Source organism: Paracoccus sp. (in: a-proteobacteria) (assembly GCF_046289755.1).
Taxonomy (GTDB): Bacteria; Pseudomonadota; Alphaproteobacteria; order Rhodobacterales; family Rhodobacteraceae; genus Paracoccus.
Genome location: NZ_JBKBVD010000002.1, coordinates 118,202 through 144,048 on the forward strand (window position 1 = coordinate 118,202; position 25,847 = coordinate 144,048).

General features: G+C 66.4%; 26 protein-coding genes and 3 pseudogenes. 21 read left to right on the forward strand and 8 right to left on the reverse strand.

The window, feature by feature from the left end:
* Positions 1-226 precede the first annotated feature (226 nt).
* The 6 genes from ACK41U_RS01365 to ACK41U_RS01390 all read left to right on the forward strand — a co-directional run bounded on the left by ACK41U_RS01365 (position 227) and on the right by ACK41U_RS01390 (position 6,034).
* The gene (locus ACK41U_RS01365) at positions 227-1,294 is read left to right on the forward strand and encodes a transcriptional regulator (RefSeq protein WP_409674781.1); all 1,068 of its coding nucleotides are present in this window, start codon (positions 227-229) and stop codon (positions 1,292-1,294) included.
* A gap of 176 nt (positions 1,295-1,470) precedes the next feature.
* The gene (locus ACK41U_RS01370) at positions 1,471-2,457 is read left to right on the forward strand and encodes a Bug family tripartite tricarboxylate transporter substrate binding protein (RefSeq protein WP_409674783.1); all 987 of its coding nucleotides are present in this window, start codon (positions 1,471-1,473) and stop codon (positions 2,455-2,457) included.
* A gap of 22 nt (positions 2,458-2,479) precedes the next feature.
* Positions 2,480-3,445 (forward strand): Bug family tripartite tricarboxylate transporter substrate binding protein, encoded by a 966-nt coding sequence (locus ACK41U_RS01375; protein ID WP_409674786.1) that lies wholly within the window; start codon positions 2,480-2,482, stop codon positions 3,443-3,445.
* Complete coding sequence (locus ACK41U_RS01380) at positions 3,442-4,095, forward strand: glutathione S-transferase family protein (RefSeq protein ID WP_409674789.1); 654 nt, start codon at positions 3,442-3,444, stop codon at positions 4,093-4,095. Before ACK41U_RS01375 ends, ACK41U_RS01380 begins: the two co-directional genes overlap by 4 nt.
* A complete protein-coding gene (locus ACK41U_RS01385) occupies positions 4,092-4,544 on the forward strand; it encodes a tripartite tricarboxylate transporter TctB family protein (protein WP_409674792.1) in 453 nt (150 codons plus the stop codon). Before ACK41U_RS01380 ends, ACK41U_RS01385 begins: the two co-directional genes overlap by 4 nt.
* The gene (locus ACK41U_RS01390; RefSeq protein ID WP_409674795.1) at positions 4,544-6,034 is read left to right on the forward strand and encodes a tripartite tricarboxylate transporter permease; all 1,491 of its coding nucleotides are present in this window, start codon (positions 4,544-4,546) and stop codon (positions 6,032-6,034) included. Before ACK41U_RS01385 ends, ACK41U_RS01390 begins: the two co-directional genes overlap by 1 nt.
* A gap of 58 nt (positions 6,035-6,092) precedes the next feature.
* On the opposite strand, the gene ACK41U_RS01395 is transcribed toward ACK41U_RS01390, so the two are convergent.
* The 3 genes from ACK41U_RS01395 to ACK41U_RS01405 are packed head-to-tail and all read right to left on the reverse strand — an operon-like array spanning position 6,093 to position 8,355.
* A complete protein-coding gene (locus ACK41U_RS01395; protein WP_409674798.1) occupies positions 6,093-6,959 on the reverse strand; it encodes an amidohydrolase family protein in 867 nt (288 codons plus the stop codon).
* On the reverse strand, positions 6,952-7,752 hold the full coding sequence (locus ACK41U_RS01400) for an SDR family NAD(P)-dependent oxidoreductase (protein ID WP_409674801.1): 801 nt from the start codon (positions 7,750-7,752) through the stop codon (positions 6,952-6,954). Before ACK41U_RS01400 ends, ACK41U_RS01395 begins: the two co-directional genes overlap by 8 nt.
* Before the next feature lie 54 nt (positions 7,753-7,806).
* Positions 7,807-8,355 carry a carboxymuconolactone decarboxylase family protein gene (locus ACK41U_RS01405; RefSeq protein WP_409674804.1) on the reverse strand — a complete coding sequence of 183 codons (549 nt, stop codon included), beginning with the start codon at positions 8,353-8,355 and terminating at the stop codon, positions 7,807-7,809.
* 62 nt (positions 8,356-8,417) lie between these two features.
* On the opposite strand from ACK41U_RS01405, the gene ACK41U_RS01410 reads away from it, so the two are divergent.
* Positions 8,418-9,362: a LysR family transcriptional regulator gene (locus ACK41U_RS01410; protein WP_409674807.1), complete on the forward strand. Its 945-nt coding sequence runs from the start codon at positions 8,418-8,420 to the stop codon at positions 9,360-9,362.
* 289 nt (positions 9,363-9,651) lie between these two features.
* Positions 9,652-10,611 carry a DUF808 domain-containing protein gene (locus ACK41U_RS01415; protein ID WP_409674811.1) on the forward strand — a complete coding sequence of 320 codons (960 nt, stop codon included), beginning with the start codon at positions 9,652-9,654 and terminating at the stop codon, positions 10,609-10,611.
* Positions 10,612-10,764: 153 nt separating this feature from the next.
* Here ACK41U_RS01415 and ACK41U_RS01420 read toward each other — a convergent pair whose 3' ends face one another.
* Entirely contained in the window at positions 10,765-11,280 is a 516-nt protein-coding gene (locus ACK41U_RS01420; RefSeq protein ID WP_409674814.1) for a ferritin-like domain-containing protein, read from the reverse strand.
* A 282-nt stretch (positions 11,281-11,562) separates the two neighbouring features.
* Here ACK41U_RS01420 and ACK41U_RS01425 point away from each other — a divergent pair, with 282 nt between their 5' ends.
* Entirely contained in the window at positions 11,563-12,387 is an 825-nt protein-coding gene (locus tag ACK41U_RS01425; protein ID WP_409674817.1) for a manganese catalase family protein, read from the forward strand.
* A gap of 73 nt (positions 12,388-12,460) precedes the next feature.
* Here ACK41U_RS01425 and ACK41U_RS01430 read toward each other — a convergent pair whose 3' ends face one another.
* The gene (locus tag ACK41U_RS01430; RefSeq protein ID WP_409674820.1) at positions 12,461-13,450 is read right to left on the reverse strand and encodes an NAD(P)/FAD-dependent oxidoreductase; all 990 of its coding nucleotides are present in this window, start codon (positions 13,448-13,450) and stop codon (positions 12,461-12,463) included.
* A 507-nt stretch (positions 13,451-13,957) separates the two neighbouring features.
* On the opposite strand from ACK41U_RS01430, the gene ACK41U_RS01435 reads away from it, so the two are divergent.
* From ACK41U_RS01435 to ACK41U_RS01445, 3 genes are all read left to right on the forward strand, one after another.
* Positions 13,958-14,596 carry an SRPBCC family protein gene (locus ACK41U_RS01435; protein ID WP_409674823.1) on the forward strand — a complete coding sequence of 213 codons (639 nt, stop codon included), beginning with the start codon at positions 13,958-13,960 and terminating at the stop codon, positions 14,594-14,596.
* A gap of 3 nt (positions 14,597-14,599) precedes the next feature.
* Positions 14,600-15,769 (forward strand): zinc-dependent alcohol dehydrogenase, encoded by a 1,170-nt coding sequence (locus ACK41U_RS01440; protein ID WP_409674826.1) that lies wholly within the window; start codon positions 14,600-14,602, stop codon positions 15,767-15,769.
* Positions 15,770-16,079: 310 nt separating this feature from the next.
* Positions 16,080-16,436 carry a hypothetical protein gene (locus tag ACK41U_RS01445; protein WP_409674829.1) on the forward strand — a complete coding sequence of 119 codons (357 nt, stop codon included), beginning with the start codon at positions 16,080-16,082 and terminating at the stop codon, positions 16,434-16,436.
* Between the two features lie 275 nt (positions 16,437-16,711).
* Here ACK41U_RS01445 and ACK41U_RS01450 read toward each other — a convergent pair.
* Positions 16,712-17,002, reverse strand: a pseudogene (locus ACK41U_RS01450) (transposase); the annotation flags it as partial.
* Between the two features lie 385 nt (positions 17,003-17,387).
* Between ACK41U_RS01450 and ACK41U_RS01455 the strand changes: the two are divergent.
* The 6 genes and pseudogenes from ACK41U_RS01455 (at position 17,388) to ACK41U_RS01480 (ending at position 21,912) form a co-directional block, all read left to right on the forward strand.
* The gene (locus tag ACK41U_RS01455; protein ID WP_409674832.1) at positions 17,388-17,888 is read left to right on the forward strand and encodes a thermonuclease family protein; all 501 of its coding nucleotides are present in this window, start codon (positions 17,388-17,390) and stop codon (positions 17,886-17,888) included.
* Between the two features lie 82 nt (positions 17,889-17,970).
* Positions 17,971-18,450 (forward strand): annotated as a pseudogene (locus ACK41U_RS01460) (ABC transporter permease); the annotation flags it as partial.
* Positions 18,447-19,361 carry a nickel transporter permease gene (gene nikC / locus ACK41U_RS01465; protein WP_409674834.1) on the forward strand — a complete coding sequence of 305 codons (915 nt, stop codon included), beginning with the start codon at positions 18,447-18,449 and terminating at the stop codon, positions 19,359-19,361. The pseudogene ACK41U_RS01460 and the gene nikC, both read left to right, overlap by 4 nt.
* Positions 19,358-20,266 (forward strand): ABC transporter ATP-binding protein, encoded by a 909-nt coding sequence (locus ACK41U_RS01470; RefSeq protein WP_409674837.1) that lies wholly within the window; start codon positions 19,358-19,360, stop codon positions 20,264-20,266. Before nikC ends, ACK41U_RS01470 begins: the two co-directional genes overlap by 4 nt.
* A 77-nt stretch (positions 20,267-20,343) precedes the next feature.
* Entirely contained in the window at positions 20,344-21,099 is a 756-nt protein-coding gene (locus tag ACK41U_RS01475) for an ABC transporter ATP-binding protein (RefSeq protein WP_409674840.1), read from the forward strand.
* Positions 21,100-21,264: 165 nt separating this feature from the next.
* A complete protein-coding gene (locus ACK41U_RS01480; protein ID WP_409674843.1) occupies positions 21,265-21,912 on the forward strand; it encodes a helix-turn-helix domain-containing protein in 648 nt (215 codons plus the stop codon).
* On the opposite strand, the gene ACK41U_RS01485 is transcribed toward ACK41U_RS01480, so the two are convergent.
* The gene (locus ACK41U_RS01485; RefSeq protein WP_409674846.1) at positions 21,864-22,259 is read right to left on the reverse strand and encodes a VOC family protein; all 396 of its coding nucleotides are present in this window, start codon (positions 22,257-22,259) and stop codon (positions 21,864-21,866) included. The two genes, ACK41U_RS01480 and ACK41U_RS01485, sit on opposite strands and share 49 nt — an antisense overlap.
* 116 nt (positions 22,260-22,375) lie before the next feature.
* A complete protein-coding gene (locus ACK41U_RS01490; protein WP_409674849.1) occupies positions 22,376-23,290 on the reverse strand; it encodes a LysR family transcriptional regulator in 915 nt (304 codons plus the stop codon).
* A 77-nt stretch (positions 23,291-23,367) separates the two neighbouring features.
* On the opposite strand from ACK41U_RS01490, the gene ACK41U_RS01495 reads away from it, so the two are divergent.
* The 3 genes and pseudogenes from ACK41U_RS01495 to ACK41U_RS01505 all read left to right on the forward strand — a co-directional run.
* Positions 23,368-24,567: an acyl-CoA dehydrogenase gene (locus tag ACK41U_RS01495; RefSeq protein ID WP_409674852.1), complete on the forward strand. Its 1,200-nt coding sequence runs from the start codon at positions 23,368-23,370 to the stop codon at positions 24,565-24,567.
* Positions 24,560-25,726, forward strand: a complete 1,167-nt coding sequence (locus ACK41U_RS01500) for a CaiB/BaiF CoA transferase family protein (protein ID WP_409674855.1) — start codon at positions 24,560-24,562, stop codon at positions 25,724-25,726. The genes ACK41U_RS01495 and ACK41U_RS01500 overlap by 8 nt, the downstream gene beginning before the upstream one ends.
* A 2-nt stretch (positions 25,727-25,728) precedes the next feature.
* Positions 25,729-25,847: pseudogene (locus ACK41U_RS01505) on the forward strand (electron transfer flavoprotein subunit beta/FixA family protein); the annotation flags it as partial.

The window sequence follows — 25,847 nt, forward strand, 5'->3', positions numbered from 1 at the left end:
TCGGGCCATGAATCGGGATGATGGTGATTCGACGCTGCGGCATTGCCGATGGCCACATCCGGGGATGCCGGGCGGTGTCCGCGCCTTGACGCCCGCAGCGGGTCGCGGAAAAGGGCTGTCCTCAGACACGTTTAAATCGTGTTAAGTTGACATTATCCTCTGTTCTGGCCATCCTGATCAAGGCATTGGCAGGTTGCTGTCGCTGCCCGGACAGGATCAGGACCGAATGAGCGCGCCACCCAAGACCTATGAACTGCAGCCGGGCGAAAGACCGACGCTCAAGGCCATCTCTCGCCTGACGGGCTTTGCCGTGCCGACCGTCAGCCGCGCGCTCAGCGGAGCCACCGAGATTGCGGCCCGGACCCGGCAGGTCGTGAACGAATGCGCGCGGGCCATCGGCTATGAGCCAAGCCGGACCGGCCTCCAGCTTCGCACCGGGCGGACCTACAACATCACCCTCGTGCTTGAGGCGCAGTCCGACGCGATCACGAATACCTCGATCCTGATCAGCGGCATGTCGCAGGCACTGAGCGGCACCAGCTATCAGCTGTCCGTCGTGCCAAGCGCCTCGGATTTCGCAGATGCGACACAGGTTCGCCGGATCGTCGAGAACCGGCTGGCGGACGGGCTGATCATGTCCTTTATCCGCAGGCAGGATGAGCGGGTCGATTACCTGATCGAACGCGGGTTTCCCTTCGTGACCCATGGACGCACCGAGGACAGTTCGCGCCATTCCTATTACGATCTGGATGACGCGGTGTTCTGCCGCCTTGCGCTGGAGGCGCTGGCACGGCGCGGGCGCCGCCACGCGCTGCTGATCGCCCCGGCCGAGGATTTCAACTTTGGCCATGTCATCCGCTCTACCCTGCTGAATGAGGCTGCGGCCTACGGGCTGACGGTCACAGTGGCGCCGATGTGTCATGCCCAGCACGGTATCGACGAGATTCAGGCGGGGGTGCTGGCCTCGATGGCGGTGCTTCCTGATGTGGACTGCATCATCAGCACATCGCAATCGTCGATGATCGCGGCCTGTCTGGCGGTGGAGGCGCGCGGGCATGTGATCGGGATGGATTTCGACATCTTCGGCAAGGAAAACCTGCCGTTTCTGAAAAAGCTCAAGCCCGGCGTGCTGATGGCCAGCCAGAGCCTTGCGGCCACCGGGGCGTTTCTGTGCAACGCCGTGCTGCAACAGATCGAGACGCCGCCGGAAAAGCGCAAGCTTGTCCAGTTTCTTGAGGTGCCGACCTTCGACGACCCCCGGTTCGGGCCGCTTCTGGGTGTGCCCCCGGCATAGGCCCGATCGCCACGGCCCGATCGCGGTTGGCGGGCCCCGTCCTCGGTCACTTCGCCGGTCCGGGGCCATGCCGAACGGGAATGCCACCCCTGACCCAATCGGTATTGGACCTGCGCGCGCAGCTTTCGCAAAACTGCCAGCTACGGGGCCGGAGGAGGCCAGAGGAGGAAAACCACATGCAGATTTCTGCGGGTGCCGTCATGGGCGCCGTCATGGGCGCCGTGATGATGCTGGCCACCAGCGGGGCGGCGCTGGCCGAATATCCGACGCAGCCGGTGCGCATGGTCGTGCCCTTCGCGCCGGGCGGACCGGCGGATGCGATCGGGCGGGTCATCGCCAACCGCCTGTCCGAGGAGCTGGGCCAGCCCGTCGTGATCGAGAACCGGGGCGGCGCGGGCGGCATGATCGGCACCGATTACGTCGCCAAGGGCCGCCCGGACGGGCATCTGATCGCCATGACCTCGGCCGGCGCGCTGACCATCAGCGCCGCGATGCAGCCCGATGTGCCCTTTGACAACGCCACCGATTTCACCCCGGTCATGCTGCTGGCCACCGTGCCGGAACTGCTGGTCGCGCGTCCCGATCTGGGGGTCGGCGATGTCGCAGGGCTGGTCGCGCAGGCCAGGGACGCGCCGGGGCAGCTGAATTTTGCCTCGTCGGGGATCGGCTCGATGCCGCATCTGGCGGGCGAGCTGCTGAATATCGCGGCGCGGATCGACATGGTCCATGTGCCCTATGCGGGCGCCGGGCCTGCGGTGACCGATCTGCTGGGCGGGCAGGTCGATGTGATGTTTGCCGACAGCCCGGTGCTGTTGCCGCATGTCGCCTCGGGCGGGCTGGTCGCGCTGGCCGTGGGCAGCCCGGACCGCATGGCGCTGCTGCCCGAGGTGCCCACGATGATCGAGGCGGGCCTGCCCGAGGTGGTGGCCGAGAACTGGTATGGTATCGTGGCGCCCGCGGGCCTGCCGCAGCCGGTGACCGACCGGCTGGCGCAGGCGCTGACCGTCACCGTCGCCGATCCCGCCGTGCAGGAGGCGATGCGCCTGCAGGGTGTCGATCTGGTGGGCGAGGGGCCTGACATGTTCGGGGCGTTCATCGCCTCGGAAACGGCGAAATGGGCGGATGTCGTGGCGCGCTCGGGTGCCGCCGCCGACCGGCCCTGATGAATTCTGAGGAGGAGCCTACATGAACCGATTTACCTTGATACTGGGCGCGGCGCTGCTGTCGCTTGGTGCGGGCGCGCAGGCGCAGGACTATCCCAGCCAGCCGGTGCGCATGATCGTGCCATTTGCGCCGGGCGGGCCGAACGACACGGTCGCGCGGCTGATCGCGCCGACGCTGGCCCAGCAGCTGGGCCAGCCGGTGGTGGTGGAAAACCGCGCCGGTGCGGGCGGCGTGCTGGGCACCGATGCGGTGGCCAAGGCGCGCCCCGACGGCCATGTGATCGGCATCAGCAGCGCCGGCGCGCTGGCCATCAGCGAAAGCGTGCTGCCGCAGATGCCCTATGCCACCGCGACCGACCTGACGCCGGTGATGCTGGTGGGCCGGGTGCCCGAACTGCTGGTCGTGACCCCCGATCTGCCGGTGCAGGATCTGCCGGGGCTGGTCGCATGGGCCGGGGACAATCCCGGCGCGCTGGCCTATGCCTCGTCGGGGCCGGGTGCGATCCAGCATCTGGCGGGCGAGATGCTGAACCTTGCCGCCGGGACCGATGCGCTGCATGTGCCCTATGGCGGCGCGGCGCCCGCGATCACCGACGTGATCGGCGGTCAGGTCCAGATGATGTTCGCCGACCTGCCGGTGCTGCTGCCGCATGTCAAGGCGGGCAATCTGCGCGCGCTGGCGGTGGCGGCGACCGAACGCTCGGACGCGCTGCCCGATGTGCCGACCACCGCCGAGGCGGGCTATCCCGATGTCATCGCCGAAAACTGGTATGGCATCATCGCGCCTGCGGGCCTGCCCGAGAATGTCGCGCAGACCCTGCAGGATGCGGTCGCCGCCGCGCTGGCCGATGAGGGGCTTCGCGCCGCGCTGGATCAGCAGGGGGTCATCGTCGCGGCGCTGCCGGGTGCGGAATTCGGCGCCTATTTGCAATCCGAGGCGGTCCGCTGGAAGACGCTGATCGACGAAACCGGCGCGATCCAGCAATGACGGCGCATCCGGGATTGCCTGCGGGCTGCGAATTGCGCAGCTCGCTGACCTCGCCCTTTGGCCGCAAGGTCCGTATGGCGCTGGCTTTGGCCGGGGCGCAGGTGGCGCTGCGCCATGCCGACACGATGGACCCGGACGACGATCTGCGGCGGCTGAACCCCTTGGGCAAGCTGCCCTGTCTGGTGCTGCCGGACGGGGTGGTTCTGTATGACAGCCGGGTGATCCTGTCATGGCTGGACGCCGTGCTGGGCCTGTCGCTGTGGCCCGCAGCGCCGCTGGCGCGCGCGCGCGAGGATACCCGCGCCGTGCTGGCCGATGGCGTCACCGATGCGGCGCTGCTGATGGTCTATGAGACGCGGTTCCGCGAACCGCAGGCCCGCTCGGAGCGCTGGATGGACCATCAGGCGGGCAAGATCGCCCGCGCGCTGGCGGCGCTGGCGCGGGATCTGCCGCCGAACGGGGCGAGGCTGCGGGCCAGCTCGCTGGGGTTGGCTGCGGCGCTGGATTATCTGGACTGGCGCCAGCCGGTGTCCTGGCGCGACGACCATCCCGCACTGGTGGACTGGCAGGAGGCGTTCAACCGCCACCACCCGGAACTGGCCGCCACGCGGTTCGTCCCCGACACATCCGCGACAGGAGCCGCCACATGACCATCCGCAACCAGACCGATTTCCTGTCGGGCCTGTGCGTGCTGGCGACCGGGGCGGCCACGCTGTGGCTGTCGCGCGATCTGGCGGCGGGCACGCTGACGCGCATGGGGACGGGCTATTTCCCCAATATGATCGGCGGGCTGCTGGTGGTCATCGGCGTGGTTCTGGCGCTGCTGGCCCTGCGCGCGCAAGAGCCCGAGCCGGTGCCGCGCCTGCGCTGGCGGGCGGGGCTGGCCATTCTGGCCTCGGTGGCCGGGTTCATTCTGGGCATGGGCGTCGCGGGCCTGCTGGGGGCGATCGTGGCCACCGTGCTGCTGGCGGCGCTGGCCGACCCGGCCAGCCGCTGGCCCGCCACGCTGCTTTTGTCGGCGCTGACCGCGCTGGCCGCGTGGGCGCTGTTCATCAAGGGGCTGGGTCTGGCCATCCCCCTGACACAAGGAACCTTCTGATGGACATGCTGTCCAATATCGCGCTTGGCCTGCAGACGGCGGTGACCGCGCAGACGCTGTTTTACTGTTTCGTGGGCGTGTTTCTGGGCACCTTCATCGGCGTGCTGCCCGGCATCGGGTCGCTGGCCGCCGTGTCGATGCTGCTGCCGTTTTCCTTCTATCTGGACCCGACCACCGCGCTGGTGATGCTGGCGGGCATCTATTACGGGGCGGAATATGGCGGCTCGACTGCCTCGATCCTGATGAACCTGCCGGGCACGCCCTCATCCGCCGTGACCTGTCTTGACGGCTATCCGATGGCGCGGGCCGGGCGCGCGGGGGTGGCGCTGTTCATCACCACCATCGCGTCCTTTGTCGGCGGCTCGATCGGGATCATCATGCTGATGGCCTTCGGCCCCACCGTGGCGCGGTTCGCGCTGGCCTTTGGCCCGGCCGAGTATTTCGCGCTGATGGCGCTTGGGCTGGTCGCGGCGGCGGGGGTGGTGCAGAACTCGCCGCTGAAGGGGCTGGCGATGGTGCTGCTGGGCCTGCTGCTGGGCAGCGTCGGTGCCGACGTGAACACCGGCGAAGCGCGGCTGACCTTTGGCATGCTGCAGCTGTATGACGGGATCAGCCTTGTCGCGCTGGCCATGGGCCTTTTCGGCGTGGCCGAGATCATCTCATCCATTGCCGAGCGGCGCGGCGCGCCGATCACCGGGCGGATCACCCTGCGCTCGATGCTGCCCGGACGGGCCGAGGCGCGCTCGACCGCCCTGCCGATGCTGCGCGGGTCGGGGATCGGCTGCTTTTTCGGCGCGCTGCCCGGTGCGGGCCAGTCGATCGCGGCCTTCATCGCCTATGCGGTGGAAAAGCGGTCCTCGAAGTCGCCCGACCGTTTCGGGCGCGGCGCGATCGAGGGCGTGGCCGCCCCCGAGGCCGCCAACAACGCCGCCGTGCAGGCCGCCTTTGTGCCCACCCTGACCATGGGCATTCCCGGCAGCGCCACGATGGCCCTGATGATGGGCGCGCTGCTGATCCACGGCATCACCCCCGGCCCCGCCCTGATCACCGAGAACCCCGAGATTTTCTGGGGCCTGACGATGAGCTTCTGGGTTGGCAACATCATGCTGTTGGTGCTGAACATCCCGCTGATCGGGCTGTGGGTGCGGCTGCTGCAGGTGCCCTATCATTACCTGTATCCGGTGATCCTGTGCCTGATCTGCATCGGGGTCTATTCGCTGAATTACAGCCTGTTCGATGTGGGCATGGTCTTGGGGTTCGGCGCGCTTGGCTACGGCATGCGCCTGCTGGGGTTCGAGCCCGCGCCGGTGCTGATCGGCTTCGTCCTCGGCCCGATGCTGGAGGAGAACCTGCGCCGCGCCATGCTGCTGGCGCGCGGCGATGTGGTGGCGATGGCCTCGCGGCCGCTGACGGCGCTGCTGCTGGCTTTGACGGCGCTGTTGCTGGTGCGGATGATCTGGCGGGTGGTGCGGGAACGCAGCCTCGCCTGAGGGCAAAAGGAAAACCCGGCGGGCCGTGCGGTCCGCCGGGCTTTTTCATGTCAGCCGGTCAGAACCCGAACAGTTGCGCCGGGTTGCTGACCAGGATCTGCTGGCGCTCGGCCTCGGAGGTCAGGCTGGCCAGCCGGTCCACCAGCGCGCCGTCATCGGGCATCGGCCCGTGCAGGTTCACATGCGGCCAGTCGCTGCCCCACAGCATCTGCCCCGGCGCATGGTCGATCAGCGCCCGCATCAGCGGCGCCACATCGTCATAGGGCGCGCCCACCCGCGTCAACCGCTCGGCCCCGCTGAGTTTCACCCAGACCCGGCCCCGGTCCAGCAGGCGCCGCAGCCCGTCCAGACAGGCCGGATCGTCGGGCCGCGTGGGCCGCGCCATGTGGTCGATCACCACCGGCGCGTCGATGCCGGCGATAAAGGGCGACATCTCGGCCAGCCCGTCGCCCGCGACATGGATAGCGACGTGCCAGCCCAGAGGCGCGACCTCGGCGATGACGGCGCGCACCATCTCCAGATCGGGGCGGCCCAGATGCGGCATGAAGCTGAAGCGCACGCCGCGAATGCCGCGCCGGTCCAGATCGTCCAAGCCCGCGCGCGACATGCCGGGCCGCAGCAGCGCCACGCCGCGATAGCGTCCCGCGCTCCGGTCCAGCGCGTCCAGCAGCGCCGCGTGATCCAGCCCGTGGCCTTGCGACTGCACGATCACCGCGCGGTCGATGCCCAGATGATCGTGCAGCGCCCGCAGCGCGGTTTCCGGCGTCTCATGCGGGTTGAAGCTGCGGTCGGCGGGCAGCGGAAAGCGGTCGAACGGCCCGAAGATATGGCAATGGCTGTCGCAGGCGCCCCTTGGCAGGGTGACATGGGCGCGTGAGGGCGCGGTCATCGGTGCCGCGCCGTCGGGGGCATAGGTCTCAGTCACAGCGGGCCACCATGCCGCCATCGACGACGATCTCGGTGCCGGTGACAAAGCGCGCCTCGTCGGAGGCCAGGAACAGCGCCGCATGGGCCGTGTCGCGCCCGTCGCCCATGAAGCCCAACGGAATCCGCTTCTGCCGCGCGGCCAGCAGCGCGTCCACGTCGCCGCCCGCGCGCTGTCCGGCCAGCCGCGCCTCGACCATGGGCGTGTGCATCTGGCCGGGAACGACGGTGTTGATGCGGATACCCTTGGGCGCATATTCCACCGCCGAGACGCGCGAGAAATGGATGATCCCCGCCTTGGCCGCCGCATAGGCCACCTGCGCCGCCCCGGTGAAGCGCAGCCCCGAGGTCGAAGCCGTGTTCACAATCGACCCGCCGCCCTGCGCCTCCATCTGCGGGATGACATGCTTGCAGGTCAGGAACACGGTCTTCAGGTTCAGGTCCATCTGCCGGTCCCAATCCGCCTCGGACAGGGCCACGGGGCCGCCCTTGGCCGAGCCGCCCACATTGTTGACCAGAATGTCGACCCGCCCGAAGCGTTCGATGCAGGCGGCGACCATCTGCGCCACGGCGGCGCTGTCGGTCACGTCGCAGGTATGGGTGGCAATCTCGGCCCCCGTTTCCTGCGTGCGGGCGACGGTTTCCGCCATCGTCTCCTGGCTGAGGTCGACGGCGAAGATGCGCGCCCCCTCGCGGCCAAAGATCGCGCAGGCGGCGCGGCCATTGCCCCAGCCGGGACCGACGCAGCCCGCGCCGGTGATGATCGCAACCTTGCCTTCAAGCCGTCCGGCCATGGGATATTCCTTCTTGTTGACGGGAAAGTTCTGTTTCAGCGGGAAAGCTTTGTTTCAGCGGGAAAGCTCTGGGGTCTCGCCCTCGGGCAGCCCGATGGCAAAGGCGTTCAGCGTCATCGAGACCAGCGTGTAATAGCCCAACAGCCCCACCAGCTCGACCACGCCCTGCGCGCCAAGCGTGGCCACGGCATGGGCGTGGGTCGCATCGGAAATCCTGCGGGTCTGCACCATCTCGGTGGTGTAATCGAACAGCGCCTGCTGGCGGTCGTCCAGACCCTGCGGCGCTGCATGGGTGGCGATGGCGTCGATGACGGCAGGGTCCAGCCCGGCCTTCAGCGCCTCGCGTTTATGCACGAACCATTCGTAATCCGAGGTCCAGTGCCGCGCCATCATCAGGATCGCCATTTCCGACAGCCGCGCCCCAAGCGTGGTGTCATAGCGCAGCACCTCGCCCAGCTTTTGCGCGCGCGCGCCCAGTTCCGGGCTGTGAATCCAGGCACGCAGCGGTGCGGGCATGCGGCCGCGCTTGCCCGAGGCGGCCTCATCGGCCACCTCGCGCTGGCGGGGGGTCATCTGGTCGGGGGTCAGGTCGGGCAGGCGCATGGGCATCCTTTCGCAGGCGTGACAGTCGGTTGGTTTCCCGCTAGCCAAGGGCCGGGAGGCGCATGCCGATGGACATCCGGGAACTTCGCTATTTCGTGCAGATCGCGCGGTCGGGCAGCGTCAGCGCGGCGGCGCATCACCTGAACGTGGCGCAGCCCGCGCTGAGCCGGCAGCTGCGCAAGCTGGAGGATGAGCTGGGCGTGACCCTGCTGGACCGCACCGGCAAGGGCGTGCAGCTGACCGCGGCGGGCAGCCGCTTCCTGCCGCAGGCCGAGGCGCTGATCGACCAGTTCCGGCAGGTGATGGCCTCGCTGCGCGAGGGTCCGGTGGGGTTTGCGGGCAGTCTGGCGCTTGGCGTGGCGCCGACCTCGGGGCTGCTGATCCTGCCCGAGGTCTATCGCCGCTTTCGCGCCCTGTGGCCCGACGCGACACTGGTGGTGCGCGAGGGGATCAGCACCTTCCTTGAGGAATGGCTGCTGGAGGGGCGGGTCGATGTCTCGCTGTTGCACAACCCGACGCCGATCGAGGGGATCACCCTGACGCCGCTGCTGCGCGAACGCATGGTGCTGGCGCTGCGCGCCGAGGATCGTGACCGCCATCCGCCCGGCCCGATCGCCTTTCGCGACCTGCGCACGGTGCCCTTGGTGCTGGCCAGCCTGCCCCACAGCAACCGCCGCCTGATCGAGCGGGTGGCGCTGCAGCACAACATGCCGCTGAACGTGGTGATGGAGGTGAATTCGATCCCGCTGATCAAGGCGATGGTGCAGGAAGGCGTGGGCGCCACGATCCAGACCTATGCCGGGGTGTCGCGCGACGTGGCGCGGGGCGAATTGACCGTGATCGAGATCGAGGCCCCGCAGCTGGTCAGCTATATCTCGACCGGCATCCGGCGCGACCTGACCGATCCGGCAATGACCCACGCGCTGGAGGGGGTGCTGCGCGCCTCGGTTGCAGAGCTGGTCGCGCGCGGCGACTGGCCCGGCGCCAGTCTGGTCGAGACCGGCTGAGGCCGGGCGCATGCGGGGCGCTGTCGGGTCTGTTGGCATCTCTCTCCTCCGAACCCGGTTCTGCGCGGGTTGCTTTGCGCTGTCCAATAGCATGTGGTCATGGTGGGCCATGCCGGACGCGCATGGCCCGTTCATCCGTTCACAGCCGCCGCAACATGCGGGACATCGCAGATAGTGCAGATAGTGCAGATCCCGACCGCTTGAACGGGGTCCGAAACTCGGACATCGTTGATTGGCTGTCACCCGAAACGGCCGGTCGCTGTTGCAGCGGACCAACGCAGGAAACATCATGAGCGGATTACTTGCCCTTTTCGATGACGTGGCAGCGATCGCCAAACTGGCGGCGGCGCAGCTTGATGATGTCGCGGCCCAGGCCAGCAAGGCCGGGGCCAAGGCCGCCGGTGTGGTCATTGACGACGCGGCCGTGACGCCGAAATACGTCACCGGTCTGCCCGCGGCGCGCGAATTGCCGATCGTGTGGAAAATCGCGCGTGCGTCGTTCTTCAACAAACTTGTCATTCTCTTGCCCGCGGCCCTGTTTTTGCAGGCCTTCCTGCCGTGGATGCTGACGCCGCTTCTGATGATTGGCGGGGCCTATCTGTGTTTCGAAGGGGCCGAGAAGGTCTGGCATCTGATCGTCCCGCACAAGGACCACGGCCCCACACAGGCAAAAACGCTGGAGGCGGCCCATCTGGAAGAGCAGCGGGTGAAAGGCGCGATCAAGACGGATTTCATTCTGTCTGCCGAGATCATGACCATCGCGCTGTCGCAGATAGATACCGATACGTTCTGGATACAGGCTCTGGCGCTGGCGGCGGTGGCCATCGGGATCACGACGCTGGTCTACGGGGCCGTGGCGCTGCTGGTGAAGGCCGATGATTTCGGACTTCTTCTCAGCGCAAAGGGACGGCTTGGCCTGACCCGGACAGTGGGGCGCGCAATCGTCAGGGCGATGCCTTCGGTGATGGTGGTGATTGCCACGATCGGCACGGTGGCCATGCTCTGGGTCGGCGGCAGCATCATCGTCCACGGGCTGCACGATCTTGGCTGGCATCTGCCGTCTGAGCAGATCGGGCACGCGGCGCAACTGGCGGCACAGGCCGCAGGTTCGGCATCGGAAATCGTAAGCTGGGGGGTGACCGCCGGACTGGACGGCATTATCGGGCTGGTCACAGGCCTCGCGCTGATCCCGATCGTCACCCGCGCAATCGTTCCGGTATCGGGCTGGCTGTTTCCGGAAAAGACCTGATCGAGGAACCGCTTTTTTAAGCCCGCGAGACGACAGACATGAATCACGGCCCCGGCCATCCGCGCGGTCCGGCCGCGGATGCGCAGACGGCCGGGTCATCAGCAGCGGTCATCTCCACAGCGCGACCACTGTGACGACCTGGCGTGACGGGCGTCAGATATCTGCCCGCTCATCCGAGGCGGCCAGTTCGATATAGCGCCGGGTGACCGTATCGAGGCTGTCGTGCAGCGCCTTGGCCATGCGCGTCTCTTCATCGAGGCTGGCCCGCAGCAGCGGCACCGCCGCAGAGGCTCCGCTGATCTCGGCCATGGTGATCAGCGAGGTATAGGACGCGATCTCGAAATTCTCGAAGGCGTGGTTTGCGAAGGCGTTCTTGAGGATCTCGTCGCTGGCCATGCTGTGGCCCATGGCGGCCATGCTGCCGGTGAATGACAGCGACATGTCCTTGATCGTGGATGCGGACTCGTCGATCCCCGACAGGATGTCATCCAGACGCCTGATCTGATCCTCGGTTTCCCGGATATGGCGGTCCAGCAGTGCCGAGACTTCGGGATAGTGCTCCAGACGGCTCAGTTGCGGCTCCATGATGGACAGGGCCTGCTTTTCCATGGCGTGCGCATTGCGCAAGCCGTCGACAAAGATGTCCCGGGCGGTGGTCAGCTTGGTCATGTGGTCCTCCTGAGGTGCGTGGGCCTGTGCAACCGGCCCGCACCCGCATTGTTCCTGCATCGGGCAGATGCCGCGCGGGAACAAATCCCACAGGCCCCGGTTAGCCACCCCCAACCCGAAGGAGGCAATCCTGATCAGCCTGGCCCAGACCACCGTCAACGCATCGGCGCAGGACGCCGCCGCCTGATCCCGACGCGGCCACGTCACTTTCCCCACAGGGCGACACCCTCATGCGCCCGGACACGGGCACCCGGCCCCGCCGGAGCCATATCGGAGACGATCATGTTTTACACTGACAACAAGCTGCAATACCCCGTCCGCGTCGACACGCCCAACCCACTGTTCGCGCGCGCCCTCCAGCAGGCCATCGGCGGTGTCGAGGGCGAGATCCGCGTCGCGATGCAGTATTTCTTTCAGGCCTGCGGCGCGCGCGGCGATCCCAAATTCCGCGATCTGCTGATGAACACGGCCGCCGAAGAGCTGGGCCATATCGAGATGCTGGCCACCGCCGTCGCGCTGAACCTTGAAGGCGCGCCGCTGACCCTGCAGGAGGAAGGCGCCCGCGACAAGGCCGTCGAGGCCGTCATGGGCGGTCTGAACCTCAAGAACCTGCTGTGCTCGGGCCTGTCGGCCATGCCGGTGGACAGCGACGGCGTGCCGTTCGACATGTCCCATATCTACGCCAGCGGCAATATCGCCGCCGACATGGCCGCCAATGTCGCGGCGGAATCGACGGGCCGCATCCTGGCGGTGCGCCTTTACAACATGACCGACGATGCGGGGATGCGGGACATGCTGTCCTATCTGATCGCGCGCGACACGATGCACCAGAACCAGTGGCTGGCCGCGCTGGAAGAGCTGGGCGGGGCGCAGGGCGCCTTCCCGATCCCCAACAGCTTTCCGCAGGCGGAAGAGGCGGGCGAATTCAGCTATGCCTTCCTGGGCTTTCAGGCCGATGGCAGCGATCCCGTGGCGGGGCGCTGGTCCGAGGGCGCATCCATGGATGGCAAGGGCACCTTCGCGGCCAAGGCCACGGCCGCGATGGGGCAAAAGCCCGATCTGGGCATGGCCCGCACCGGCAGCGGCGCACAGACCGAACAGATGTAACCCGAGGGGCGCCGGTGGTGAAACCGGTGCCCTTTGCTGACCCGCTGTTTCAGCCCGTCACCGGCAGCGCAGATCAGGATGCGCTGCCGAGTGTCTGGCCCCCGGCCTCGCGCAGCAGCGTGTGAACATGGGTCGCGGCAATCTCGGCCTGTCCCATGGCGACAGCGATCTGGTTCAGTCCCGTCGCCACGTCGCCTGCCGCGAACAAGCCGGGGATATTGGTCTGCTGGTGGTGATCGGTGGCGAAGACCCCATCGGCATTCACCACGGCGCCGGCATCGCGTCCCAGCCTGTTCTGCGCATCGCTGCCCAGGCCCGAGTAGATCGCTGCGAACTTCAGCGGTGGCTTTCCGGCACGGCGCAGCGTCACGCCCTTGCTGGAAAAGTCCCAGTCCCGCACCGGCGCCATGTCCAGGCAGATGCCAGCATCATCGAGGCAGGCAAGATCGGAGGACGACATGCTGTGACGCTGTCCTAGCGTGAGCAGGGTGACCAGCGGCGTGTAATGCCTGAGAAACATCGCCTCGCTGGCAGCGTGGTGATCATTGCCGATGACCGCGATGGGTTTGTCGATCAGCTCGTAGGCGTCGCAGACCGGGCACTGGCGGATCTGTCCCGACCTGATGGCGGCCTCTGTGCCGTCAACAGACGGGGTGCGATCGCGCACGCCGGTCGCAAGAATGACCGTTCTCGCCCGCATCACCCGGTCGGTCACCACCTCGAACAGGCCGGTCCCGGACACCTGCAGGCACGACACCGAGCCATGCTTGGGCGTCACGCCAAATCCAGCCAGCTGACGGCGCATCCGCCGCAGAAGCCGCGTGCCCGTGATCCCCGAGGGAAAGCCGGGATGGTTATATGTCCGCGGGATCAGCGACGCGCGACTGGCATCGGCGTCGATCAGCGCAATGCGCCGCCGAAACCGGGCCAGATAGATCGCGGCGCTCAGACCCGCCGGCCCACCCCCGATCACGATGCAATCCAGCACAGCATCGGCGCCACCCGTGCCGTCGGCGGGGTCAGACCGGGGCGGCGCCTTTGGGCCGAGATGTTCCAATGCCACGGCCATCCTTTCACAAGGGCCGCTTAACCGCGACGAGGGCGATTGGTTCCCAGCCGGCGTCAGGGCGCATGCAAAAGCACGCGGGTCCCGGCGCGCCGCAGATATTCCGCGGGCCGTCCGGGAACATCATCCGTCCTTCGCGGTTGCCTGACCCTGTCGCCCGCCACGATTGCGGGTGATCGCCAGGCAAGATGTCAACGAAAGGCCGAGCGATGAGATCCGTATGGATGCTGATACTGGGTGTGTCGGCGGCAATGATCGCAACCCGTCATGCCAAAGGCGGACGGTACAGGCCCCGCCGCCGCCCCGTCATGGCCAGCCCGCAAGCCAGACCAACTGACTGGACCATGATCGACGAGTGTTCCGATCAGTCCTTCCCGGCCAGTGACCCTCCGGGGACCTATTGAGGGCCTGCGGGGGCCATGCGCCCGTGCCCGCCGGTGAGGCCGCAACAACACGCCCCGGCCAGATGGCGCGCAGCGCCCTGACATTTCGAAAGGACCCCTGATGCCTCGCCATAGCTCTGACCGCGATGACAATGTCCGTCGCCCCGGACCCGGCGCCCTTGCCGGGGTCTTTCTGGGTGCTGTCGGCGTCGGATATCTGATCGCCCGCCGCCCGGAACAGCGCCCCCCCGACAGCGCCCCGGAGCGGACAGCCAGGAACGGCCGGACCGGCCGCTTTGCCATCGCCGGGCGCACCGTCACCATCGGCCACCCGCGCCTTGAGATCTATGGCTTCTGGCGACAGTTCGAAAATCTGGCGGGCGTGATGGAGAACGTCCTGCAGGTCCGCTCCGAGGGGCCGGTCACCCACTGGACCCTGCGCGGCCCGGACCGCGACATTCACCTGCGGACCCGCATCACCGAAAACCGGCCCGGCGAGCAGATTGCCTGGGCCTCGACGGCCGGGTCCGATATCGAGACATCGGGCCGGATCACCTTTCGCGATGCGCCGGGCAAACGCGGCACCGAGGTCACGGCGGTCATCGCCTATGTGCCGCCTTTTGGCGCGCTTGGCCGGATCGTGGCCCTGCTGTTTCAGGCCGATCCCGCCATTCAGGGCCGCCGCGAGCTGAAGCGGCTGAAGATGTTTCTGGAAACCGGCGAAATCGCCACCCCCCACAATCGCAGACAGGAGGGCTGATCCATGCGCGCACTGACATGGCACGGCAAGCATGACGTCCGCGTCGAGACGATGCCCGACCCCCAGATCGTCAATCCCCGCGATGCGATCATTCAGGTGACCTCGACCGCGATCTGCGGGTCTGACCTGCATCTGTTCGATGGGGTGATCCCCGGCGTGCAGGCGGGTGATATTCTGGGCCACGAATTCATGGGCCGGGTGGTTGATGTGGGTCCCGGCAGCACGCTGAAAAAGGGCCAGCGGGTGGTGGTGCCCTTCACCATCTCTTGCGGGTCGTGCTTTTTCTGTCAGCGGGCGCAGTTCTCGGCCTGCGACAACTCGAACCCCGCCGACAAGCAGGATCTGACCGAAACGATGTTCGGCCATGCGATGGGGGGGCTGTTCGGCTACAGCCACCTGACCGGCGGCTATCCGGGCGGGCAGGCGGAATATGTCCGCGTGCCATTCTCGGATGTAGGTCCGATCGTGATCCCCGAGGGGATGGACGACGATGAGGTCCTGTTTCTGTCCGACATTCTGCCCACCGGCTGGATGGCCGCCGAAAATGCCGATATCGAACCCGACGACACTGTGGTGGTCTGGGGCTGTGGACCGGTTGGCCTCTTTGCCATTCAGGCCGCGCGTCTGATGGGCGCCGCCCGTGTCATTGCGATCGACCATTTTCCCAACCGTCTTACGCTGGCCCGCCGGATGGGCGCCGAAGTCATCGACTTCAGGCAGACCTCTGTGCTGGAGGCCGTCATGGAAATGACCGGCGGCATCGGCGCCGATGCTGTCATCGACGCAGTGGGCATGGAGGCGCATGGCTTTGCGCTGGACACCGTCATGGACAGCATCAAGCAGTTCGTGGGCGTCGGTGTCGACAGCGGCCACGCCCTGCGCGAGGCGCTGATGGCCGTGCGCAAGGGTGGCCGCGTGTCGGTCCCCGGCGTCTATGGCGGCTTCATGGACAAGTTTCCTCTGGGCGCGCTGATGCAGAAGGGGCTGCAACTGCGCACCGGCCAGACCCATGTGCAGGCCTATAAACACGACCTTTTGCACCGCATCCAGGAGGGGCAGCTGGACACGACCTTCATGATCTCGCACGGCCTGCCGCTTGAGGACGCCGCCAAGGGCTACGAGGGGTTCCGCTGGAACCAGAATGACTGGACAAAGGTGGTGCTGAAGGCCTGAGAGGTCCAGGCTCGTGGTGACCCTGAGACGCAGAACCACCAGCCGCGGCCGCATGCCGACCGCAGGCATCCCGAGCACGCCACGGAGCAGGCGGCCTCCGGCCGTGGTTTGCCCGAAATCCGGTGGAACAGATCGGCGAAGGGCTGTTGCCGCCGCCGGGCAGGTTGCACAAGCTTCAGGAGCATCATTGCCCGTAAATTCCCCGGCCGCCGACCGTCAGCATCACCTTGTCTCTGCGGCCGCGAACAAACAGCCCGGCCTTCCAGTTGCGAAACCTCGCCCGACATGAGGGCAGATCCGGAAGGATCACATGAACCTGCGTACCACGTTGATGACTAACCGCGCGCTGGCCCTGATCGGAACGACCGCTATGGCCGATTGCGCTGCGGATCTGGCACAGATTCAGGCAGGAGAGGTCGGCGCCGGCCATGGTGGAGTGATATCCAAGGACGGATCGCTGGCGCCGCTGGACATGCCGGATGCGGCTGCAGGAGGCGACAGTGCCGCGGCTCCCGTTGATGACACGGCCACGACCGGTGGCGGCTCCGCGGCGAATGACATGGATGACTGGCTGGCGTTCGCCATGTATGCCCCTTTCCTGGAATGTACTCCCGCCCGTCGCCCTTACCGCCATGTTCTCCCACGGTGTTCCCGCCCGGCGTCGTGAACGTCCCATCAGGGCGTGCCTCGACAATATTCGGCCCCGGCTCCTCCGGGATCGGCGTCGAGATGATATTTCCGCTCGGGTCAGCCGGAGCAGGTGCGCCCGTGTGATCAGGCAGGCCCAGATCTTCGGTCGGATAGGTTTCCAGCCATTGCGCGATGCGCTCGGGGGTGAAGCCGGGAAGCTCGCCCAACCGGCGCTCATCCTCGGTCAGTTCCGGGAAAGCCTCGACCCAGCCCTCCGCGAGGTCGCCCTCTCGCAGACGCAACCGGCCTTGCTCACCTGTCGCAACGCGTGGCGACCCGTCTCCAGTCTTTCAGCCGACCGAACATGATCTCGATGCGATTTCGCCTTTTGTAGCGGCGCTTATCGTATTTCACTGTCTTCTTGCGGGAGTTCCGACCGGGGATGCCCGCTTTTATCCCTCTGTCTTGCAACGCTTTTCCAAGCCAGTCAGCGTCATAGCCCCGATCCGCCAGAAGCCAATCGGCCTGCGGGATGGTGTCCAGAAGTGCCGCCGCGCCGGTATAATCGCTGACCTGTCCTGCCGACATGAAGAAACGGATAGGTCCTGCTGGTATGCCGGGTTTGTCCATCGCCGCCCTTTCACGCGGCTTCTGCGCGATCTGCAGCAAACCGACAGCTTGCGGCGCATCACTGAGTTTTTCGCGGCCACATTCTCTGAGGGAATCACGACGGTCCGATCTGCCGACGCTGCCGGAGCCGAGCCACAGAACAGAAGGCCGTGGACATTCCGCCAGGGTCTGCGGCGACGTCTTGCCTTTGACGCGCGGAGCGCGGTGGCGGATCCGCTTGGCCCGCCCCGCCGGGACCGCCTTTCGCCTTGCCGTTTCGTTTTGTCTGCTCCAAACCGCAGCCATGAAAAAGCGTCGCAAATCAAAGCGCCAGGCCGGGCCCAGGGTCTGGCTTGCCGCCATCGCCGTCGTTGCCGCCATGTTCCTGACTGGCGATGATGATATGTCACTGCCCCCTGCGCTGAAAGATATGCTGCGGGACATTCTGCCGGGGATGCCTGCCACCGAACAGCGTGCAGGGGACACCCGCGTCATAGATGGGGACACGCTGGAGGTGGCAGGGACCCGTGTCAGGCTTTTTGGGATTGACGCACCGGAAGCCGCGCAGACCTGTCGGCGCGCGGGCCGCGAGTGGGCCTGCGGGACTGATGCAGGGACGGCGCTGGTGGCGGTGATCGCCGGCAGAAAGGTCACTTGCGAGAAGCAGGACACCGACCGCTATGGGCGGATGGTCGGAATTTGCTGGGCTGGTTCTGAAAATCTCAATGCATGGATGGTTCAGAACGGCTGGGCCGTTGCCTATCGGCAATACGGCGGCAAGCTATACGATCCGGAGGAAATACTGGCCAGAGTGACGCAGCGCGGCATGTGGGGCAGCGAGTTCGTCATGCCATGGGACTGGCGGAAAGGCGCGCGCTAGCCGGAGCGGTCCGGCCCGCCGCCGCGCCGCTGTCGGATGCCGGACAGCGGAGACCGCAAGTCCCGGCACCCGGGCCGGTCACGGTGGCCCAGGTCGGCAGAGCATCCTGATCGACAGCCTGCTGGCCGGGGACTGGGCGGCGTTCCGCAATGCGTTTTCCCACATCATCCTGCCCGCCAGCCTGCTGGGCTATTACAGCCTCGCCTATATCAGCCGCATGACCCGCAGCTTCATGCTGGAGCAGCTGTCGCAGGAATATGTCATCACCGCCCGCGTCAAGGGCATGTCCGAGCGTGCGGTGATCTGGCGCCACGCCTTCCGCAATATCGCCATTCCGCTGACCACGGTGATCGCCTTGTCCTTCGGATCGCTGCTGGAGGGGTCGGTGCTGACCGAGATCATCTTCAGCTGGCCCGGCCTTGGCAGCTATATCACCCGCGCATTGCTGTCGGGCGACATGAACGCGGTGCTGGGCGGCACGGTCGTCATCGGCGTCTGCTTTGTCGTGCTGAACCTGCTGAGCGACGTGCTTTACCGCGTTCTGGACCCGAGGTCGAAATGAGCATTGCGACCCAAACCCGCCGCGACTGGTTGCTGTCGGACGCACCCCAGACCCGGCGTCAGGCCCGGCTTGGGGCGATCTATCAGGGCTGGCTGACCTTTCGCGCCAACAAGCTGGCGATGCTGGGGCTGATCATCCTTGTGCTGCTGATCGGCATGGCGCTGCTGGCGCCGTGGATTTCGCCGCAGAACCCCTATGCGCAGAATCTTGCGGGCCGGCTGCAACCGCCCTCGGCCGAAAACTGGCTGGGCACGGATGCGTTGGGCCGGGACATCCTCTCGCGGCTGATCCATGGCTCGCGGATCACGCTGTTCATCGTGGGCACGGTCGCGCTGATCGCGCCCATCATCGGGCTGTTCATCGGCACGGTCGCGGGCTTTGCGGGCGGCTGGGTCGATCAGGTGCTGATGCGCATCACCGACATCTTCCTGGCCTTTCCCAAGCTGATCCTGGCGCTGGCCTTCGTGGCGGCGCTTGGCCCCAGCATCGGCAATGCGGTGCTGGCGCTGGCCCTGACCGCATGGCCCCCCTATGCGCGTCTGGCGCGGGCCGAGACGCTGACCATCCGCAACGCCGATTTCATCGCCGCGGCGCGGCTGCAGGGCGCGGGCCGCCTGCGCCTGCTGATCCGCCATATCTGGCCGCTGTGCATCAGCTCGCTGATCGTGCGGGTGGCGCTGGACATGGCGGGCATCATCCTGTCGGCGGCGGGGCTGGGCTTTCTGGGTCTGGGCGCGCAGCCGCCCTTGCCGGAATGGGGGGCGATGATCTCGGACGGGCGCACCTATATCCTCGATTTCTGGTGGGTGGCGGCGATGCCGGGTCTGGCGATCTTCATCGTCTCGATGGCGTTCAACCTGCTGGGCGACGGGTTGCGCGACGTGCTGGACCCCAAGGGAGACAAGTCATGACCCCCGCCATGATTCCAGAAGACGACGCCCCCCTGCTGTCGGTCCGCGACCTGCGCGTGACCTTTCCGACCCGTCAGGGCAGCTTTCAGGCCGTGCGCGGGGTCAGCTTTGATCTGGGCCGCGAACGGCTGGGCGTGGTCGGCGAATCCGGCAGCGGCAAGTCGATGACCGGCCGGGCGATCCTGGGGCTGGTCCGTCCGCCGGGGCAGGTGGACGCCCAAAGCCTGACGCTGGAGGGCAAATCCATCCTGAACCTGCCGGAACGGCAGATGCGCGCCGTCCGGGGCAGACGCATCAGCATGGTCATGCAGGACCCGAAATTCAGCCTGAACCCGGTGATGACCGTCGGCCAGCAGATCATCGAAGCCTATCGCATCCATGCCCGCGCCCCCCGCGACACCGCCCGCCAGAAGGCGCTTGAGATGCTGGAGGCCGTGCAGATCCGCGACCCCGGACGGGTCATGGACGCCTATCCGCACGAGGTCTCGGGCGGGATGGGTCAGCGCATCATGATCGCCATGATGCTGGCCCCCGATCCGCAGATCCTGATCGCCGACGAACCCACCTCGGCGCTGGATGTCTCGGTCCGCACCGAGGTGCTGCACATCATGGACCGGCTTGTGCGCGACCGGGGGATGGGGCTGATCTTCATCAGCCATGACCTGAACCTCGTGTCGCAATTCTGCGACCGGGTGCTGATCATGTATGCCGGTCGCATTGTCGAGCAACTGGCCGCCAGGGACCTGCATGACGCCCGCCACCCCTATACGCGGGGGTTGCTCAGCAGCCTGCCGCGTCTGGATGCGCCCGTTCATCGTCTTTCGGTCCTGCAACGACAGGACGAATGGCGCGACGGCGATGTGCTGGCGCCCCGCGCCGAGACCGACCTGCCCGGAGGGCTGTGACCCATGCCACTTCTTCTTCATGAAAATATCCTGCGGGGGTGCGGGGGTGCAAAACCCCCGCTGCGACAGGTCGGCCCATGCTGACCGTCAAGGATCTGAACGTCTGGTTCGGCGATGCCCCTGACCGCGTCGAGGCGGTGAAAGACGCCTCGTTCTCCGTGACCCAGGGCGAGAATTTCGGCCTTGTCGGCGAATCCGGCTCGGGGAAGTCGACGATCCTGCGCGCCATTGCAGGGCTGATCCCCAGCTGGTCGGGCAGCATCATCGTGGATGGTCAGCCGCAGGCCACCGACCGGCGCGACCGGGGGTTTTTCAAGACGGTGCAGATGGTCTTTCAGGACCCCTATGCCAGCCTGCATCCCCGCCATTCCGTCGATGCCGTTCTGGCCGAGACCCTGCGCCTGCAGGGCATGGACCGGATCGACCAGAGGATCGTCAGGCTGCTGGACGATGTGGGCCTTGGGCGCGGCTTCCGCTTTCGCTATCCCCACCAGCTTTCGGGCGGGCAGCGACAGCGCGTCGCGATCGCCCGCGCGCTGGCGGCCGAACCCCGCCTGTTGTTGCTGGATGAACCGACCAGCGCCCTTGATGTCAGCGTGCAGGCCGAAATCCTGAATCTTCTCGCCGATCTGCGCGCCGAACATGGTCTGACCTATGTCATGGTCAGCCATGACCTGTCCGTCGTCAGTCACATGTGCACCCGGCTGGCAGTGATGCAGGGTGGCCGCATCGTCGAAGAGATGGACGTCGCCACCCTGCGCCGTGGCGCGGCAAAGGCCGCTTACACGCAGAATCTCATCTCTGCCTCACTGGGCTATCGGGCATCGGTCTGACGCCTTCAGCCGTCGCGCCTGCCGACGGGTTCAGCGCTCTGGCCGCCGAAGCGGTCGGCGAGGGCGCAGTCGCGGCCAACCCGCACATCAGTTGGTCGGACCTGAGTTCAGAACTGGCGCGGAAACGAAGCGGAGGCTATCGTTTGCCCCGGGATGCAGGACGACATGTTTCAGATCTGGACGCATGATGTCACAGGCAGCACCTGCGCGCCGGTCTATCCGGACGGGTGCCGCGATGTTGTGATCGTCCGACAGGCCACAGGTCGGGCGCAGGTCAGGTTGACGCCCTTCGATCTGCGCCCGAGGCTGGCCGCGCTTCCTGCGGGAAGCCACCTGCAGGGCTACAGGCTGCGCCCGGGCGCGCAGATCAGTGATGCCAGCCTTCGCGCGATCACCATCCGGCCGGACCGGGCCGCAGAGATCATCGCCAATGATCTGGCATTGTCAGAGGATGCCGACCTCGCCATCCGCGCGCTGTGCATCGCAGGCGCCGGTGTGGCCGGGGTCGCCCGCGATCTGGGACTGTCGCCGCGGAGCCTGCAGCGTCTGTTTCAGGCGCTTGACCTGCCACCGCCGGATTACTGGCGGCTGCTGGCACGGGCGCGGCAGGCCGTCCGGCATCTGGGCGGACCATTGCCCCTTGCCGCCATCGCCGCCGATTGCGGGTTCAGCGATCAGGCCCATATGACGCGCGAGGTGCTGCGCTGGTTCGGCCAGACGCCCCGGCAGTTGCGGCGCGACGGCGCGGCCCTGACGCTGTTGGGTCAACCGGCGCTTGGCAACTGGACGGGTGAGCAGATCTCGACCAGATAGCCGTCCGGATCGCTGACATAACAGGTGGTCTGCCCCCAGGGCTCATCACGGGCGTCCTGCACCAGCGCCGCGCCAGCCGCAATCGCCCGCGCCAGGGCGTCCGGCACGTCCGCGGTCTCGAAGGCCAGTTCGAAAACCGGAGCCTTCGAATCGGCCGCGCCGGGCGATTTGCCAAGGTCGGACATCAGCTTTTTCGACGAGAACGCAAGTTTCGTCACCCCTGTGTCAAGCTCGCCATAATCGCCTGACTCGTGCAGAAACAGCCGCCGCAACCCAAAGGCGCGCTCGTAGAAATCCAGTGTCGTTGCGACGTGGTCGACATAAAGGATGGTGTAGCGGAAAATCATCTGGTTCCTTTCATGTGCAGTCAGCCTGTGGATAGCCAGCGGGCGCCGCGATGTCTTGAACGATCACGACACCCGCAGATGAGCTGCCCATGGCGGTCCCTGCCCAGCCCCGGCGCCTATCCATCCCGGTCTGCAATGCGACGCGCAAGCCAATCGCCGAATAATATAAGCGGCCTGTGGTTCTCCTTGTGCCTGGGCCAGCTCAGCCAGTACGAGCCTCGGCCTGCCACAGCGCCTTCGAGAATGGGTCTCAGCCTGCCTTCGGCAATCTCGATCCGGGCGAGGTAGTCGGGCAGCAAGGCAACCCCCAGACCCGAGATCGCCATCTGGATCATCATCGAGAACTGATCCACCATCATCCCGTTCACGGGTTCGGGTTCGGCGCCCTGACCCCGGAACCAGTCGGCCCAGGCCTCGGGCCGGGTCTGAAGCTGCAGCAGGACAAGCCGCTTCAGGTCGGCGGGTGTGTGGATGGGAGAGTGCCGCAGAAGATCGGGTGAGGCACAGGCCGTCAGCTGTTCGTCGAACAGTTTCAGATGTTCGGTATTGGGCCAGTCCTGATCGCCGAAAAAGATCACCGCGTCGAAAGGCTCGGTGTTGAAATCGAACCGCTTGAAACGCGTCGTCAGGTTGATCGACACGCCGGGATGGGCCGACAGAAAATCCGGCAGGCGCGGCGCAAGCCAGCGCGTTCCGAATGTCGGCAGCACCGCCAGATCCAGCGAGCCGCCGTCCGGGTTGGCAATCAGCGTCATGCTGCCCCGCTGGATCAGGTCGAGGGCGCCGGACACATCGCGGAAATAGCGCGCGGCGGCATCTGTCGGAACCAGACGCTTGCGATGGCGCACGAACAGCGGCTGTCCCAGCTGCGCCTCCAGCGTCTGGATCAGCCGGGTGACCGTGCTTTGGGTCAGGCTGAGTTCCTGCGCGGCCAGCGTCACCGACCCGCAGCGCATCACCCCGTCAAAGGCAAGAAGCAGGCTTGTGCTGGGAATATACCGCCTGTGCCGCAAATCATTCACTCCATACATGCAAACATGAGAATTATGTATTTTGCATTGCTTTTGCAAATGAATATACCGAGGCCAAAGCGATAGGGAGATCCTGCATGTCCACCAAGTCCCACAAGGGCACGGCCTTTGACTGGTCCGACCCCTTCCTGCTGGACGACCAGCTGACCGGGGAAGAGCGGATGATCCGCGACAGCGCCGCGGCCTTTGCCGCCGACAAGCTGGCGCCCCGTGTCACCGACGCCTATCTCAACGAAAAGACCGACCCCGAGATTTTCCGCGAGATGGGCGCTGCGGGCCTGCTGGGCGTCACGGTCGACGATGCCTATGGCGGCGTCGGCGCCTCTTATGTGGCCTACGGGCTGGTCGCGCGGGAAATCGAGCGGATCGACAGCGGCTATCGGTCGATGGCCTCTGTGCAGTCCTCGCTGGTGATGTTCCCGATCGAGGCCTATGGCAACGACGCGCAGAAGCAGAAATACCTGCCGAAACTGGCCACGGGCGAGTTCATCGGCTGCTTCGGGCTGACCGAACCCGATGCCGGCTCTGATCCCGCGGGCATGGTAACGCAGGCCCGCAAGGTAGAGGGCGGCTATGTCCTGAACGGCGCCAAGACCTGGATCTCGAACAGCCCCATCGCCGATGTCTTCGTCGTCTGGGCCAAGTCCGAGGCGCATGGCGGCAAGGTGCGCGGCTTCGTGCTGGAAAAGGGCACCAAGGGCCTGACGGCGCCGAAAATCGAGGGCAAGCTGTCCCTGCGCGCCTCGATCACCGGCGAAATCGTGATGGCCGATGTCGAGGTCGGCGACGACGCGCTGCTGCCCAATGCCGAGGGCATGGGCGGTCCCTTCGGCTGCCTCAACCGCGCGCGCTATGGCATCAGCTGGGGCGTCATGGGCGCGGCCGAGGATTGCTGGTTCCGGTCGCGGCAATACGGTCTGGACCGGCACCAGTTCAAACGCCCGCTGGCCGCCACCCAGCTGTTCCAGAAGAAGCTGGCCGACATGCAGACCGAAATCGCCCTTGGCCTGCAGGCGTCCCTGCGCGTGGGGCGGCTGTTCGACGAGGGCCGCTTCGCGCCCGAAATGATCTCGATCATCAAGCGCAACAACTGCGGCAAGGCGCTGGATATTGCCCGGATGGCGCGCGACATGCATGGCGGCAACGGCATTTCCAGCGAATACCATGTCATCCGTCACGCCCAGAACCTTGAAACGGTGAACACCTACGAGGGAACCCATGACGTGCACGCCCTGATTCTGGGCCGTGCGCAGACCGGGATACAGGCCTTTGGCTGAGGCACCGCTGAAGGGGCTGCGCGTCGTCGAACTGTCGCGCATCCTGGCCGGGCCGTGGATCGGCCAGACGCTGGCCGATCTGGGGGCCGAGGTCATCAAGGTCGAGGCCCCCGAAGGCGATGACACCCGCCGCTGGGGCCCGCCCTTCATCGACCGGCCCCGCGCCGACGGCACGACCGAACGGGTGGCGGCCTATTTCCACGCCGCAAACCGGGGCAAGACCTCGGTCACCTGCGATTTCAACGATCCGGATGATCTGGCCCGGCTGAAGGCGCTGATTGCCGGGGCCGACGTGCTGACCGAGAATTTCAAGGTCGGCGGGCTGGCCCGCTTCGGTCTGGACTATGACAGCATCGCGGCGCTCAACCCGCGGCTGGTCTATGCTTCGGTCACGGGGTTCGGGCAGACCGGCCCCCGTGCAGGGCAGGCGGGTTACGACTTCATGGTGCAGGGCATGTGCGGGATCATGGACCTGACCGGGGCGCCTGAGGGCGAGCCGCAAAAGGTCGGCGTGGCCTGGATTGATCTGTTCGCGGGTCTCTATGGCGTCATCGGCATTCAGGCCGCGCTGGCGGCGCGGGCCCGCACGGGGCGCGGCCAGCATGTCGATCTGGCGCTGCTGGATTGCGGGGTGGCGGTGCTGGCCAATCAGGCGACGAACTGGCTGCTGGGCGACAGCGTGCCGCATCGTCTGGGCAATGCCCATCCCAATATCGTGCCCTATCAGGTCTTTCCCGCCGCCGACGGCCATCTGATCATCGCCTGCGGCAATGACCGGCAATTCGCCGCGCTCTGCCGCGTGCTTGACCTGCCGGAGCTGCCGCAGGACCCGCGCTTTGCGACCAACCCTGCCCGCGTTGCCGCCCGCGAGGATGTCATCGCGCGGCTGACCGGCGCAATGACCGGCTGGCGCAGCGGTGACCTGATCGCGGCACTGGACGCGGCGGGGGTGCCGTCCGGGCCGATCAACAACGTCGCCGAGGCATTGGCCGACCCGCAGATCGCCGCCCGCGCGCTGTGGATTGCCCCCGAAGGCATCGCGGGCTTGCGCACACCCATCCTGTTCTCGGATGTGGGGCTGGCACTCGACCGGGCCGCGCCCGCACTGGGCGAGGGGGTCTGGGGCTTCGACGAAATGAGCGATCAGGAAAGGAAATAACGATGAAAGTCCTCGTGCCAGTCAAGCGCGTGATCGACTATAACGTGAAGGCCCGCGTGAAGGCGGACGGTTCCGGTGTCGATCTGGCCAACGTAAAGATGTCGATGAACCCCTTCGATGA

What these genes read in the sequence shown, in the direction of transcription:
- ACK41U_RS01365 (WP_409674781.1), top strand. Translation starts at nt 227, where the DNA reads ATGAGCGCGCCACCCAAGACCTATGAACTGCAGCCGGGCGAAAGACCG.
- ACK41U_RS01370 (WP_409674783.1), top strand. Translation starts at nt 1,471, where the DNA reads ATGCAGATTTCTGCGGGTGCCGTCATGGGCGCCGTCATGGGCGCCGTG.
- ACK41U_RS01375 (WP_409674786.1), top strand. Translation starts at nt 2,480, where the DNA reads ATGAACCGATTTACCTTGATACTGGGCGCGGCGCTGCTGTCGCTTGGT.
- ACK41U_RS01380 (WP_409674789.1), top strand. Translation starts at nt 3,442, where the DNA reads ATGACGGCGCATCCGGGATTGCCTGCGGGCTGCGAATTGCGCAGCTCG.
- ACK41U_RS01385 (WP_409674792.1), top strand. Translation starts at nt 4,092, where the DNA reads ATGACCATCCGCAACCAGACCGATTTCCTGTCGGGCCTGTGCGTGCTG.
- ACK41U_RS01390 (WP_409674795.1), top strand. Translation starts at nt 4,544, where the DNA reads ATGGACATGCTGTCCAATATCGCGCTTGGCCTGCAGACGGCGGTGACC.
- ACK41U_RS01400 (WP_409674801.1), bottom strand. Translation starts at nt 7,752, where the DNA reads ATGGCCGGACGGCTTGAAGGCAAGGTTGCGATCATCACCGGCGCGGGC.
- ACK41U_RS01405 (WP_409674804.1), bottom strand. Translation starts at nt 8,355, where the DNA reads ATGCGCCTGCCCGACCTGACCCCCGACCAGATGACCCCCCGCCAGCGC.
- ACK41U_RS01410 (WP_409674807.1), top strand. Translation starts at nt 8,418, where the DNA reads ATGCCGATGGACATCCGGGAACTTCGCTATTTCGTGCAGATCGCGCGG.
- ACK41U_RS01415 (WP_409674811.1), top strand. Translation starts at nt 9,652, where the DNA reads ATGAGCGGATTACTTGCCCTTTTCGATGACGTGGCAGCGATCGCCAAA.
- ACK41U_RS01420 (WP_409674814.1), bottom strand. Translation starts at nt 11,280, where the DNA reads ATGACCAAGCTGACCACCGCCCGGGACATCTTTGTCGACGGCTTGCGC.
- ACK41U_RS01425 (WP_409674817.1), top strand. Translation starts at nt 11,563, where the DNA reads ATGTTTTACACTGACAACAAGCTGCAATACCCCGTCCGCGTCGACACG.
- ACK41U_RS01435 (WP_409674823.1), top strand. Translation starts at nt 13,958, where the DNA reads ATGCCTCGCCATAGCTCTGACCGCGATGACAATGTCCGTCGCCCCGGA.
- ACK41U_RS01440 (WP_409674826.1), top strand. Translation starts at nt 14,600, where the DNA reads ATGCGCGCACTGACATGGCACGGCAAGCATGACGTCCGCGTCGAGACG.
- ACK41U_RS01445 (WP_409674829.1), top strand. Translation starts at nt 16,080, where the DNA reads ATGAACCTGCGTACCACGTTGATGACTAACCGCGCGCTGGCCCTGATC.
- ACK41U_RS01455 (WP_409674832.1), top strand. Translation starts at nt 17,388, where the DNA reads ATGTTCCTGACTGGCGATGATGATATGTCACTGCCCCCTGCGCTGAAA.
- nikC (WP_409674834.1), top strand. Translation starts at nt 18,447, where the DNA reads ATGAGCATTGCGACCCAAACCCGCCGCGACTGGTTGCTGTCGGACGCA.
- ACK41U_RS01470 (WP_409674837.1), top strand. Translation starts at nt 19,358, where the DNA reads ATGACCCCCGCCATGATTCCAGAAGACGACGCCCCCCTGCTGTCGGTC.
- ACK41U_RS01475 (WP_409674840.1), top strand. Translation starts at nt 20,344, where the DNA reads ATGCTGACCGTCAAGGATCTGAACGTCTGGTTCGGCGATGCCCCTGAC.
- ACK41U_RS01480 (WP_409674843.1), top strand. Translation starts at nt 21,265, where the DNA reads ATGTTTCAGATCTGGACGCATGATGTCACAGGCAGCACCTGCGCGCCG.
- ACK41U_RS01485 (WP_409674846.1), bottom strand. Translation starts at nt 22,259, where the DNA reads ATGATTTTCCGCTACACCATCCTTTATGTCGACCACGTCGCAACGACA.
- ACK41U_RS01490 (WP_409674849.1), bottom strand. Translation starts at nt 23,290, where the DNA reads ATGTATGGAGTGAATGATTTGCGGCACAGGCGGTATATTCCCAGCACA.
- ACK41U_RS01495 (WP_409674852.1), top strand. Translation starts at nt 23,368, where the DNA reads ATGTCCACCAAGTCCCACAAGGGCACGGCCTTTGACTGGTCCGACCCC.